This is a genomic window from Terriglobus roseus DSM 18391 (genome assembly GCF_000265425.1).
In the GTDB taxonomy this organism is placed as follows: domain Bacteria; phylum Acidobacteriota; class Terriglobia; order Terriglobales; family Acidobacteriaceae; genus Terriglobus; species Terriglobus roseus.
Window position 1 is genome coordinate 1,504,731 of the sequence record NC_018014.1, and the last position, 12,810, is coordinate 1,517,540.

Genomic DNA, 12,810 nt, shown 5'->3' on the forward strand with positions numbered 1-12,810 from the left:
TAAGTAGCGAGAGCAAGGGAGTTCGCCATGGAGTTTCATAGTCGTCGTGCCTTTCTTGTGCAGAGCGCTTCTGCGGCCCTGGCCGTCGCTGCTGGTGCACAGACACCGGCACCGCAGGCACCTCCGACTGCGGGTGCTCCGCCGGCGTTCGGGACGGCGCCTGCTGTTGGTCCGAAGGTGACGCCGGAGGACTTTGCGCATGCCGAGAAGCTGATGCAGATCACCATGACCCCGGCCAAACGCGCCGAGGCCGCGGGGAATTGGCAGAACAGCATGGCGGCCCTGCTGGAACGACGCACCGGTCCTCGGAAGGTGGCGCTGGAGGATGGGCTGGCTCCTGCCACGACGTGGAATCCTGTGCTGTCGGGCAAAGATAGCCATCGTTCGACGGGTTCGAGCAAAGAGTCTGCGCAGATCTTCAGCACCGTGACTACCAAGCTGCTGGCGGATGATGAGTCGATTGCATTTGCGCCGGTGACGTCGTTGTCGCACTGGATTCAGTCGAAGCAAATCAGCTCGGAGCGGCTGACGAAGATCTACCTTGCGCGGTTGAAGCGCTACGATCCGCAACTGCGTTGTGTGATCACGCTGACAGAAGAGCATGCGTTGCAGCAGGCGCGTGCTGCCGATGCAGAGATTGCGGCAGGGAAGTATCGCGGCGTGTTGCATGGCGTCCCCTACGGGCTAAAGGATCTGCTCGACACGGCTGGTATTGCGACGACATATGGCGCGGAGCCGTTTCGCAATCGCGTACCGAAGGCGGATGGTGCCGTCGTTCGCAAGCTGAATGATGCCGGTGCGGTGCTGGTTGCGAAGTTGTCGCTTGGTGCGCTTGCCTTGAATGACATTTGGTTCGGCGGGCAGACGATGAATCCGTGGCTGCTGGAAGAAGGCGCCTCCGGATCCAGCGCAGGGCCTGGCGCTGCTGTAGGTGCGGGGCTGGTGGGGTTTGCAATCGGCAGCGAGACGGAGGGGTCGATCACGTCGCCGTCGATGCGTTGCGGCGTTACGGGGCTTCGACCGACCTATGGGCGTGTGCCGCGCAGCGGTGCGATGGCGCTGGCATGGTCGCTGGATAAGCTGGGCCCTATGACTCGCTCGGTTGAGGACACGATGATGGTGTTGCAGGCCATCGCTGGCGCTGATGCCGGCGATGTTGCGAGTGTGGATGCGGCGATGCCCTTCGATGCTTCTGCCGGCGCGAAGGGGCTTCGCGTTGGTTACTTTCCGAAGTGGATGGCGGAGGCTCCTGCGACGGATGTCGACCGGCATGCGCTGGAGGTGGCAAAGCAACTTGGGATGGTGCCGGTCGAGGTCAGCCTGCCGGACTGGCCTTACGGCAGCCTGAACACGATCCTGTTTGCGGAGGCCGCGGCTTCTTTTGAGGAACTGACGCTGTCGAATGCGGATGATCAGTTGAAGATGCAGGTGCCGGACGCTTGGCCGAACTCATTCCGGCAGGCGCGTTTTCTCTCTGCGGTGGACTTTGTACAGGCGGACCGTATGCGGCGCCGCGTAGCGATGGAGATGGAGCGCGTGATGGGGCAGGTGGATCTGCTGCTCGTTCCTTCGCTGCGCGATGAGATTCTCACGATCACGAACTTCACGGGACATCCATCGCTTACATTTCGCGCGGGATTTGTGACGGTGGGTGAGGCGCGGAGTGACTGGGCGCCGGATTCGAAGCGGCCGCTGCCGAAGTTCAACCCGCCGCGCCGTGTGCCGCATGGAGTTACGCTCATCGGCAAGCTGTTCGATGAGGGAACCATTGCGCAGGCGGGCATTGCCATGGAAGGTGCGCTCGGTGTTTCGGGAGAACGTCCCCGGCTGTAAAGGCGCTCTAGGTCAGGAACGCATACCTGGCACGCTGTGGACGCGAGAGCATTGCGTTCGCAGCGTCGTCGTTTTTGAAGCGCTCCGCCTGCGGATCCCAGTGCAGGTGACGATTGGTGTGCATTGCGATCTGGTGGATGAGGCAGGTGGAACAAGCGCGGTGGCCCATCTCAACGGGTGAGATGGGTGCCTGGCGCGTACGGATGGAGTCCAGCCAGTTGCCGTGTTGATCGGTGCTCTTGTAGAGGTGGATCTCGTCTGGACCGATGACGGATTGCAGGATGCGCGGATCGCTTGCCTCAAGGCCTGAGGCTTTCACGCTGCCGCCGGGATCACTTGGTGTCGTCTGTTCCGTGCGTGTGACGAAGACCCATCCCTTGGTGCCGATGAACTTGATGCCATTGGGGAAGTCGCCGGAGATATCCATGGTGACGCCGTTCGCGTAGACGGCGTGGGTGAGGAACTTGCCATGGACGTTCCACAGGCCGCTCTTTGGGAACTCGGCGGAGCCCCAGACTTCGATGGGGCCGGTGTATTCGGTGTTCATGCCCCAGTGCGCGCTGTCGACGTGGTGTGCGCCCCAGCCGGTGATCATGCCCGCGCCGAACTGTTCGCAACGCAGCCAACCGGGGCGGTCGAAGCCCTTCTGCGGATGGACGCGGATCTCGGTGTAATACACCTCGGGCGTGGTGCCGAGCCATGCGTCGTAGTTGAAGCCCTTGGGCACGGGCATGGACGGTGCTTCCGGTCCAGCGGGATCACCGGGAAGACCGACTTCAACGTGTTTCAAATCGCCGATGCGGCCGTTGCGGACGAGCTCTGCCGCGTACCGGAACTGCGACCACGACCGTTGCTGACTGCCTACCTGCAGGATGCGTCCGGAAGCCTGTACGGCGTTTGAAAGATAGCGGCCTTCGGCGATGGTGAGGGATGCGGGTTTCTGGAGATAGACATCCTTGCCCGCGCGCACGGCAGCCACGGCGATGGCTGCGTGCTGATGATCTGGCGTGCTGATGACGACAGCATCGATGTCGCGGTTCGCAAGGAGTTCGCGATAGTCGCTGTAGCCGGTGACGCCGTTGTAGGGCTTGCCGGACTTCTTTGCGTAGTAGTCGTTGATGAGCTGTTTGCCGGACTCAACGCGGTTGGCGTCCAGGTCGCAGGCAGCCATGATGCGCGCACCGTCAAACTGCCAGATGCCCGGAAGGTCATGTCCGCGAGAGATGCGGCCCACACCGATGGCGCCCACGTTGATGCGCTTCGAGGGCGAGCTTTGCCCCAGCGCGGAGAACGGGACGATCGTGGGGAAGCCGGCAGCCGCAGCCATTATGGCTGCGCCCTGAAGGAATGTTCTGCGCGTTGCAATCATGGCGTTACTCTTGGCGTCTCGGGACGGACGACGGCTTCAAGTCTCCTCGTGTGAGGGATACTTCAACACGCGAACTATACCGCCTCAATAGGGGACTGTCCACGCCCGCAACGTCAGCTACTCCGCTTCGCCGTGCGATCTGGCGAAAGGAGTCTGTTGTCTGTCAGTGAGGAGCTTGCGACTGCTGCGGTAGAACTAGCTTGCTTTTTTCAACAGACGGCGCCACCACGGAGATTCCTGCTTGCCAAACTTCTGCGCGGCAAAAGCGGCTGCCTCCTGGCGAGATTTCAGGACCTGCTCGCGCTGGTTCTGGGTGATTTCTGTGGCGGTTGGATACCAGCTCGCCACCTTGGAATGTAATTCGAGTTGCTTCTTCAAAACTGCCCCTTCGCCCATGCGGACCTCGCGGCGATGGCATGATAAGCCTTCGCCGTTTCTTCTCTGATACTGACACACTTGGAGTTGGGTTGCTACCGGGGGAATCAGGGACTGTACGGTGGCGCTCGAAAAACAGAGGCTTGCGGCTATCGACATTCAATGCTTCAATCGTGACGGATGAAACTCCTTGCCATTCTGCTGCTGATGCTCATGGGACTTCCCATGGCGTCGCCGCTGTTGGCACTGACGACCGGGTCAGACGACCATCTGCCAGCATGCTGCCGTCGCAATGGAAAGCATCATTGCTTGATGGCGACAGGCAGTTCTGACGCTTCCACCGGGACACACATCCGTGCCAAGGCGGAGAAGTGCCCGATGTATCCGCAAGCGTCCGTTGCTGCTCCGCATGATGTCGCCACGCCGCCCGCAGAACAGGCGATCTACGCTTCGATTGTCAGCCATCCCACGGGCATCGCCCAGACAGAGTCGAAGTGGCGCGTTGCGCGGTATCGCAGCCGCCAGAAGCGCGGCCCACCAGTAAGCATCTTCCTGTAGCCAGAGCACAAGCACCGGCACGTTTCTTCCTGCTTGCGGATGGATCATCCATTCGTAGCCTTGAATCGAGGGAAAGTGTCCGAGCTGCAGTGCACTCACCGTTCTGGAAGCTGCACAGGATGGCGTCTGTCTGACGCGATCCAACGCTGGAGATTACCTTGTTCCGCTCAAGATTTGCTTTTCGTATTTCGCTGGCCTTCAGTTGCCCGCTTGCTTTGTCTGCGGTTGCATTTTCGCAGGAGGGCCTGACGACCGCGTCCGTTACAGGACGTGTGCTTGACCCCACGGGAGCTTCGATTCCGCGGACCGCTGTGACGGCGCTTGATCGTGCCACCGGCCAGTCGCGCATGGTAGAGACCGATGCGCAGGGGCGCTTTCGTATGCCACTGCTGCCGGTCGGCACCTACCATTTCACAGCCCACCCAGCAGGCTTTGCAGAGGCCGCGCGCGAAGTTCAACTAACGGTTGGCGCCGCGTTTGACCTGGTGCTTCAAGCGCCGCTTGGTGAGGCGACGACCGCCATCACCGTTGCCGCCGAGGCCCCTGTGATGGAGCAGGATCGCAGCCAGATTTCAGAGACGGTGCTGCAAACGGAGGTGAACAACCTGCCGTTCAGCGGCCGTAACTTCCTGGACCTGGCCCTGCTGGCACCGGGCGTTTCACCCACCAACACTGGCAGTGTTCAGACCTTCGCGGAGACTTCGCCCGTGGTGGGGCAGGGCTACTCGGTGAACAGCCAGAGGAATTTTTCAAACAGCTTTATCGTCGATGGTCTTTCCGCGAATGACGATGCTGCGGGGCTCGCCGGCAACTTCTACAGCATGGACGTGGTGCGGGAGTTTCAAGTGGTGACGTCTGGCGGTCAGGCGGAGTTTGGTCGGGCGCTGGGTGGCTACTTCAACATCATCACGCGCAGTGGCGCGAACGATGTGCACGGAACGGCTTACGGCTTCCTGCGCAACCAGCGTCTGAACGCCCAGAACCCGCTCTCGCGCAACAAGCTGCCGCTGACGCAGGGGCAGTACGGTGCGAGTCTTTCCGGTCCTATTCGGAAGGACAAGACCTTTCTCTTCGGCAACTATGAGGGGCGACGTCTGAACACGAACGGCATCATCACCATTACGCCTTCGAACGCAGCCGCAATCAATGCTCGTCTGAATGCTGTCGGATTTACGGGCCCGCGTCTGTCGGTGGGCACGGGGCCCACGACGTTGTACGGAACCACGGTCCATACCGATACCGCCTTCGTTCGTGCCGACCACCACTTCAGCGATCGCGATCAGTTCAGTATCCGTTACAGCTACTACGGATTGAACAGCGTCAATGCTCGTGGCGTGGGAAGCCTGTCGGATGTGAGTTTTGGCACTGCCGTTCGCGATCAGAATCACACGGTGGCTGTCAGTAATGTCGCGATGCTGTCGCCGCGCACCTTCAACGAGACACGCGGACAGTTCACCTACGACAGTCTGAACGCCCCACCAAACACGGACAGCAGTCCCGCAGTAACGATCAGCGGTATTGCTACGTTTGGGCGATTCTCGTCCTCGCCGACGAGCCGCCTTAATTCCCTGTACGAAGTGGTCGACAACCTTGTGCTTCAGCGCGGCGCTCATACGTTCAAGATGGGTGCGGACTTCCTCTTCAACCGCGACACCATTACCTTCCCGCAGTCGATCCGGGGCTCGTATACCTTTGCATCGCTCGCAGCGTTCAACAGTGGCACCTACAACACGGGCGGATTTACCCAGAGTTTCGGCACACCCTTTGTGCAGCAGAACAATCCGAATGTTGGCTTCTATGCGCAGGACCAGTGGAAGCTTGGACAGACCTTCACTCTGAACCTCGGCGTTCGGTATGACCTGCAGTTTCTGCGCTCGATCAACACCGATAAGAACAACGTGTCACCGCGTATCGGGTTCGCCTGGTCGCCGTATCGGTCCAGGACGACGGTCGTGCGTGGCAGCTACGGTCTCTTCTATGACCGTGTGCCACTGCGCGCGCTGGCAAATGCGCTTTTGTCTGCGAACAACACGACGGATCCAACGCAGGGAAGGTTGCTGAGTTACACCTACTCGCCGACGACACCCGGAGCCCCGGTGTTTCCGAACACCGCTTCCACGCCGCCGGCTGGGGCGTTGTTGAACTACTCGACGATGAATCCGAATGTTCAGAATGCTTACTCGGAACAGGTAAGCCTTGGAGTTGAGCAACAGGTATTCGGCAGAGGCTCACTTGGCGTGAGCTACCAGCATGTTCGCGGACTGCATCTGCTGTCGTCGTACAACACAAACATCAATCTGAATGGAACGCGTCCAGATACAGCGCGCGGCAACATCAAGCCGTATGATTCGCGGTTTGACTCCTCCTACGATGGGCTTGCTGTCTCGTTTCTACAGCGGCCTGTTTCGTGGGGTTCAGTGCGTGTGTCTTACACGTGGTCGAAGGCCATGGACAATGTTGGCGAATTCTTCTTCAGCTCTCCGATCAATAACTTCGACTTCAGTGTGGATCGAGCGCGATCGGACGATGACCAGCGGCATCGCGTGGTCTTCGATGCAACGGTGAACTCGCCTACGACTCACGCCGGCAGTGTCGCGGCCCACGTGACGCACGGGTGGCAGTTGGGCGGCATACTGCAGTACTACTCGCGCCTGCCGTTCAATGTGGTCACCGGTGCAAACACGCTGCAGCAGACAACGGCTCGGCCGTGCACGGTTGCTGCCTTCGGAACAGCCGCCTGTTCCCAGGCGATCAGGGGCGCTGTCATCGGGCGGAACAGCGGCACGGGATTTGATTTCTTCAGCCTGAATGCCCGTCTGAGTCGAAGCTTTGCACTTACGGAACGGGTGAAGCTGGAAGCTGTTGCGGAGGCGTTCAATGCTCTGAATCATCGCAACGATGCCATCCCGAACGGAACGTTTGGAACAGGGCGAATCGATGCGGCTCCAGTCAATGCGACGTTCGGGCAGGCCACCGCAGTCAACGATCCGCGCAGCCTTCAGCTTGCGGCACGAATCAGCTTCTAGATGAGAACCCTTCATGGACCGGCTGCGAGGCCGGTCCATGCTTTCGGAGATACCATGTCGAACGACGTTTGGTTGCATGACGCTCCCTCGAGGGGGCTAGACCGCCGCACCGTGTGGCGCTGGCATTTTTATGCAGGCCTGTTCTGTATTCCTTTCGTGCTGTGGCTTTCGGTCACGGGCACGGTGTTCCTCTTTCATCCGCAGATTCAACGTCTGCTGGATCGTCCTTACGACCGTCTATCGATCCAGCAAAGGGCTACGGCGAATGCGCAGGTGCAGGCGGCGTTGAGCGCAGTGCCGGGCAGCACGCTCGATTCCTACGAGTTACCGCATACGGTGACCTCGGCAGCGCAGGTGTTGGTGGATAAAGAAGCGCAGCAGTTTCGCGTCTACGTTCATCCGCAGTCACTTGCGATCCTCAAGATCGATGATGAGGATCATCGTGTCGATGTGTTCACCTCACGGTTACACGGCGAGCTATTACTTGGAAACTACGGCTCTTGGATCGTTGAGCTGGCTGGTAGCTGGGCTGTGGTGGTGGTTGTGACCGGGCTGTTTCTGTGGTGGCCGCGTGACTCGCGAGGACTGGGCGGCGTGCTCTATCCGCGCACGGGCCTGGGTGGGCGAGCGTTTTGGAAAGACATCCACTCGGTAACCGGAATCTATGTTTCGTTCTTCGCTTTGTTTCTGCTGCTGACGGGGCTGCCATGGGCGAAGAGCTGGGGCGGATACCTGAAAGCAATACGCCACTACAGCGCGGGGCGCGCAGTAAGTCAGGATTGGACAACAAGTAGCGCCGACGTGCTGGCGGCGAGGGCTGCGCGGAGTGGATCTGCCATGCATGACATGGCAAGCATGCCGGGACATGACATGGCGCACATGGGCGGCGGTGCGGCTGCGCACGCAGAACACGCGGGCGTCTGGGGCCGGCACGCCACGATGATGACCGGGCCGAATGCCTTTGTTGCGATCGACACGATGGTTGCGACAGTCGCGCCGCTGCATCTTGCGAACCCGGTGCTGATTGCTCCGCCGCTGCATGCTGGCGGAAATTGGACTGCCAAGTCGGATACGCGGGATCGACCGCTGCGTGTGGATCTGGCACTCGATGGCAGCACTGGCGATGTTGTGAAGCGGACCGACTTCCATTCGAAGCCATGGCTGGACCGGGTGATTGGAACCGGCATCGCCGCGCACGAAGGGCAGCTCTTCGGGCTGGCGAATCAGCTTGTGAGTCTTTTCACCACGATTGGCCTTGTCCTGCTGAGCGTCAGTGGACTGGTGATGTGGTGGAAGCGGAAGCCGGAGGCGGTGTTGGGAGCGCCGGTCGCGATTCGTCGCGTTCGTTTCTCTGCGGGCTTGATTGCCGTGATGTTGTTCCTTGGTCTGTACTTTCCGTTCCTGGGTGCCTCGATGATCGTTTTGGGCCTTGCGGAGCGCTTTGTCCTGCGTCGTCTGCCTGCGACCCAACGGTGGCTTGGGCTTCGACCGAGGAATGCCTAAAGCATTTGTGGTTCGTTGGATTCATGCTGAAGTGGGTCGCGCTACAATCTGCCTCATCGGGCGATGATTTATAGCCACATAGTACGGGGTGTGCGGCACAGCTTTGCAGATCTGCGAACGCTGCTGGCATGCGCCTCGCCGTTGCGATCCGGTGACGAACTGGCCGGGGTCGCTGCCGCGAGTGCTCAGGAGCGCGCAATTGCGCAAATGACGCTGGCTGAGCTGCCACTCAGTGCTTTCGTGGAAGAGCCTCTTGTGCCGTACGAGAGCGATGCTGTAACCCGGTTGATCTTCGACACACATCACGTAACGCAGAGTCAGGCTGCGTTTGCACCATTCGCATCGCTGACGGTGGGCGAGTTTCGGGACTGGCTGCTCTCTGACAATGCCACGGGCGACCAACTGTCGGCGCTGGCGGGCGCGTTAATGCCGGAGATGGCTGCGGCGGTCAGCAAGCTGATGCGGGCGCAGGACTTGATCTATGTTGCGCGAAAGATCAGCGTGGTGACGCGCTTCCGTACGACGGTCGGGCTCTCAGGGCGGCTTGCAACGCGGCTGCAGCCGAATCATCCTACGGACGATCCGCTTGGAATCGCAGCGAGCATGCTGGATGGTCTTCTGCTTGGCTCGGGTGATGCCGTCATTGGCATCAACCCGGTGTCGGACAACGTGTCGACTGTGACGACGCTGCTGCGACTGATTGATCATGTGCGCGTGCGCTATGCCATCCCGACGCAGAACTGCGTGCTGGCACACATCACCACGCAGATGCAGGCGATGGAGCAGGGTGCGCCGCTGGATCTGCTCTTCCAGTCGATTGCAGGGACGGAGGGTGCGAACACTTCCTTCGGCATCAACCTGCCGCTGCTGGAGGATGCGCATGCGATGGCGCGCGAGTTGAAGCGGGGCGGCCTGGATGGTGAGACGGGTGCGGAGAACATCTTCTACTTTGAGACGGGACAGGGAAGTGCGCTTTCTGCGAATGCGCATCATGGTGTCGACCAGCAGACGCTGGAGGCGCGCGCCTACGCCGTTGCACGGCACTTCAAGCCCATGCTGGTGAATACCGTCGTCGGGTTTATCGGTCCTGAATATCTGTATGACGGCAAGCAGATTCTGCGTGCGGGTTTGGAAGATCACTTCTGCGGCAAGCTGCTGGGGCTGCCCATGGGTTGCGATATCTGCTACACGAACCATGCCGAGGCCGATGGCGATGACATGGATGCGCTGCTGACGATGCTGGGCGCAGCCGGTGTGAATTACATCATGGGCGTGCCCGGTGCGGACGACGTGATGCTGGGGTATCAGAGCACGTCGTTCCATGACGCGCTTTACCTGCGCCGACTGCTGGGGCTGCGGCCTGCACCGGAGTTTGAGCGGTGGCTGGAGGGTGACGACTTTCATCGTCTGCAGCATGCGGGCCAGCCCGCGGCACTGCTGCCAGGCGGGGGGCGTCGTGGGTGAGGATCTTTCGACTCTCGCGCGTAGTAGCGAAGTGGCAACTACCGCGGCGCGGATCTCGCTGGGCCTGACCGGGCCGTCAATCCCCACGCGCGAGCAACTTCGGTTCCAACTGGATCACGCACTGGCACGCGATGCGGTGCATGCCACGATGGACTCCGCAGGGCTGTTGCAACAACTGCGTCAGCGAGGGATGGAGGGCATGCTGCTGCGCAGTGCGGCCTGCCAGGAGACGTCCCCGCGTGACCGTCGCGTGTATCTGCGACGACCGGACCTTGGGCGCAGGCTCCACGAGAGTTCGCGTGACGAATTGATGGGGCGGACAAAGAGCGGCGTGGATGACGGCCGGATTGTCTTCGCCATTGTGGATGGGTTGTCTGCGCTTGCCGTGGAGCGGCATGCGTTACCGCTGATGGATGCCACACTGCCGTTGCTGCAGCCGGACAAAGTCGCGGGACCGGTTTGTGTGGTGCAACAGGGGCGCGTTGCAGTGGGGGATGAGATCGGTCATCTGCTTCGGGCGGAGTTGATGGTGCTGCTGATCGGGGAGCGGCCGGGGCTGAGCGCGCCGGATTCCATGGGGGTCTATCTCACGTGGGCGCCGAGGCCTGGGCGCACCGACGCGGAGCGCAACTGCATTTCAAACATCCGGCTTGAGGGACTTAATTATGCAGATGCCGCCCATCGTATCGCATTTTATGTGCGCGAAGCTCGGCGGCTGCAGTCTACCGGCTTCGCTTTGAAGGAGTCGGCGAGTTCGACGGCGACACTGGAGTAGTTCGTTTATTTGTCCAGGCCTACTTCGTGGCGCTGACCGGAGCGGCAGCGGGGATGACGCTTACTGGAATCTCAATGGCTCCAACTTTGCCGCTCAGGTTGTCCTTCAAGCCAATACGTAAGAAATATTCGCCCTTCATGGGAACGCTGATCTGTTCCTGGTATTGCACGCCGGACTGGGACATTTGCTGGAAGGCCGCGGGCGTGATCTTTGCCTGTGCGTTCTGTGAGAACAGTGTCATGGGCTGGCCATCGGGATCGTAAACCACGGTTGCGAATCGTGCGCCGGAGATGCGTGTGCCGTCGGGTTGCAATTGGAAGTCAAAGTCGTTCACGCTGCTGGCGATGTAGATGGTGAAGTTACGGTAGGGTGGTTTTACCTTGCCGGCGACGACACTGCCTTCTGCGATTTTGTCGGACGTGCCGTTTGGAACGATCTTGGCCTTGAAGAGGATCTGGGTGGGGTCCGGAGCGCCGCGCTGCATGGCAGCATTCAATGGATCGATACTGACGCCTGCTGTTTTTGTAGCGGCAGTGCTGTCATGATCCAGATGCTTATACGAGGGATCATCCGCGTAGTAGCCACGCCGGTAGGTCAAGGTGTACTTGATGCCGGAGGTTGCGCGGACGACGATCTTCCGGTACTTGCCATTCCAGTCCCGATTCGTAGGACTGTAGACGAGCGTGTAGTAATTGGCCCCCGCGTGAAAGGCGGAGTCTACGGCGCCGGTCAGGTCATTGGTATTGACGAAGGCTTTGCCACCGGTGGCCTCAGCCATCTCGAGCATGGTGCTGTGCTCCTGCGCGGTGTTGGTAAAGAAGGTTTGTGTGTCCTTGTTGAGTCGGGCAGGATTGCGGCCGTATTGAGAGAGCGAGTTGGAGGCGTCCATCATGGGCGCCGCGAATAGGCCGCGGGCATCCACAGGATAGACGGCCACCTGGGACCGCGCGAGCAGGTTCGTGGTCTCGCGGAACTCGTTCTCCATACTCATGACCGCAGCGAATGGATCTTTCAAATCGCCGTCGGGCAACACATTTAAGGGGAAGGAACCGGACATCCAGATCAGGTTCTTGCGCCCGTTCAGACCGTTGAGGTAGCGCGCCATCTGGTTCAGGGCGGTAAGAGTGAGCAGAACGCGGGTGCGCAGTTGATCGCTCGCGACCACGGCCTCAAACTGTTGAAGGTTCGCGGCGAGCTCTGCGGCGCCGGGGACATTACCCATGGATTCGGTTAATTGATCTGAGACGGTCTGCGTTCCGAGCGGCTCTGCCAGCACCGGGGATTGCTTGCTCTTCGAACGCTTGCCCTGCAGGCCTGCCCGGAGCAGCGCCGGGTCCGAGGTGAATCCCTGGAGAAGGTACAGCCGACGAGACAGGCCGAAGATTGCCACGTGTTGATTGGGCTTCATCTTCTCAAGGAACGCGATCATCTTCTGCCGCACTACCATCTGGCTCGCCATCGGCGTGTTGAGCGTGTCCAGCAGGATCACGTTGAGGGGCCCGTCGTCCGGCACCTGTGAGAAGTTCGTGTAGGTGCCCGCAGGCATCCGCGGAACCGTCTGGGTGCTGGGACCCGAGGAAGCCTCGGTATGTTCCTCGAAGTGGTCCACATGCTGTGGCGCGCCATTCTCCAGCACGGCAAAGTCGCCTGCCTTCAGGTGGGTCACCGCAACTCCGTCGGCGCCGGTGACGCTGACATCCAGGACGACGATCTGGGTACTCGTGCGGATCGTGTCTGCCGTGGCCGCTGGCGTAGCCGCTGCGGGCGGTGCCTGAGCGATGAGCACGATCGGCGACGCGAGAGCACAGAGCAACGCAAGGCAAAGACGCATGACTGCTCCTGGAGAGGTTCGAGCCATGCTCCCACAGGCCGAGTCGTTATCCAAGCAGTTTTCTCTTCGTTGCGGT

The 12,810-nt window shown here is 60.5% G+C and carries 9 protein-coding genes; 6 read left to right on the forward strand and 3 right to left on the reverse strand.

The features are described from left to right. Nucleotides 1-27: 27 nt before the first annotated feature. The gene (locus TERRO_RS06290; RefSeq protein ID WP_014785157.1) at nucleotides 28-1,833 is read left to right on the forward strand and encodes an amidase; all 1,806 of its coding nucleotides are present in this window, start codon (nucleotides 28-30) and stop codon (nucleotides 1,831-1,833) included. Between the two features lie 7 nt (nucleotides 1,834-1,840). On the opposite strand, the gene TERRO_RS06295 is transcribed toward TERRO_RS06290, so the two are convergent. Further along, on the reverse strand, nucleotides 1,841-3,202 hold the full coding sequence (locus TERRO_RS06295; RefSeq protein WP_014785158.1) for a Gfo/Idh/MocA family protein: 1,362 nt from the start codon (nucleotides 3,200-3,202) through the stop codon (nucleotides 1,841-1,843). A 195-nt stretch (nucleotides 3,203-3,397) separates the two neighbouring features. Then, nucleotides 3,398-3,580 carry a hypothetical protein gene (locus TERRO_RS06300; RefSeq protein WP_157178275.1) on the reverse strand — a complete coding sequence of 61 codons (183 nt, stop codon included), beginning with the start codon at nucleotides 3,578-3,580 and terminating at the stop codon, nucleotides 3,398-3,400. Between the two features lie 177 nt (nucleotides 3,581-3,757). Between TERRO_RS06300 and TERRO_RS06305 the strand changes: the two genes are divergently transcribed. From TERRO_RS06305 to eutC, 5 genes are all read left to right on the forward strand, one after another. Next, nucleotides 3,758-4,135: a hypothetical protein gene (locus TERRO_RS06305; protein ID WP_014785160.1), complete on the forward strand. Its 378-nt coding sequence runs from the start codon at nucleotides 3,758-3,760 to the stop codon at nucleotides 4,133-4,135. 158 nt (nucleotides 4,136-4,293) lie between these two features. Beyond that, nucleotides 4,294-7,161: a TonB-dependent receptor gene (locus tag TERRO_RS06310; RefSeq protein WP_014785161.1), complete on the forward strand. Its 2,868-nt coding sequence runs from the start codon at nucleotides 4,294-4,296 to the stop codon at nucleotides 7,159-7,161. Between the two features lie 54 nt (nucleotides 7,162-7,215). Continuing rightward, entirely contained in the window at nucleotides 7,216-8,664 is a 1,449-nt protein-coding gene (locus tag TERRO_RS06315; protein WP_014785162.1) for a PepSY-associated TM helix domain-containing protein, read from the forward strand. Between the two features lie 63 nt (nucleotides 8,665-8,727). Beyond that, nucleotides 8,728-10,128: an ethanolamine ammonia-lyase subunit EutB gene (locus TERRO_RS06320; RefSeq protein ID WP_014785163.1), complete on the forward strand. Its 1,401-nt coding sequence runs from the start codon at nucleotides 8,728-8,730 to the stop codon at nucleotides 10,126-10,128. A gap of 31 nt (nucleotides 10,129-10,159) precedes the next feature. Then, the gene (gene eutC / locus TERRO_RS06325) at nucleotides 10,160-10,903 is read left to right on the forward strand and encodes an ethanolamine ammonia-lyase subunit EutC (protein ID WP_245536231.1); all 744 of its coding nucleotides are present in this window, start codon (nucleotides 10,160-10,162) and stop codon (nucleotides 10,901-10,903) included. Nucleotides 10,904-10,922: 19 nt separating this feature from the next. On the opposite strand, the gene TERRO_RS06330 is transcribed toward eutC, so the two are convergent. Further along, the gene (locus TERRO_RS06330; protein ID WP_014785165.1) at nucleotides 10,923-12,734 is read right to left on the reverse strand and encodes a VWA domain-containing protein; all 1,812 of its coding nucleotides are present in this window, start codon (nucleotides 12,732-12,734) and stop codon (nucleotides 10,923-10,925) included. Nucleotides 12,735-12,810 lie beyond the last annotated feature (76 nt).

Coding starts and splice junctions, on each gene's coding strand:
- TERRO_RS06315 (WP_014785162.1), top strand. CDS start 7,216: ATGTCGAACGACGTTTGGTTGCATGACGCTCCCTCGAGGGGGCTAGAC.
- TERRO_RS06295 (WP_014785158.1), bottom strand. CDS start 3,202: ATGATTGCAACGCGCAGAACATTCCTTCAGGGCGCAGCCATAATGGCT.
- TERRO_RS06320 (WP_014785163.1), top strand. CDS start 8,728: ATGATTTATAGCCACATAGTACGGGGTGTGCGGCACAGCTTTGCAGAT.
- TERRO_RS06305 (WP_014785160.1), top strand. CDS start 3,758: ATGAAACTCCTTGCCATTCTGCTGCTGATGCTCATGGGACTTCCCATG.
- TERRO_RS06330 (WP_014785165.1), bottom strand. CDS start 12,734: ATGCGTCTTTGCCTTGCGTTGCTCTGTGCTCTCGCGTCGCCGATCGTG.
- TERRO_RS06290 (WP_014785157.1), top strand. CDS start 28: ATGGAGTTTCATAGTCGTCGTGCCTTTCTTGTGCAGAGCGCTTCTGCG.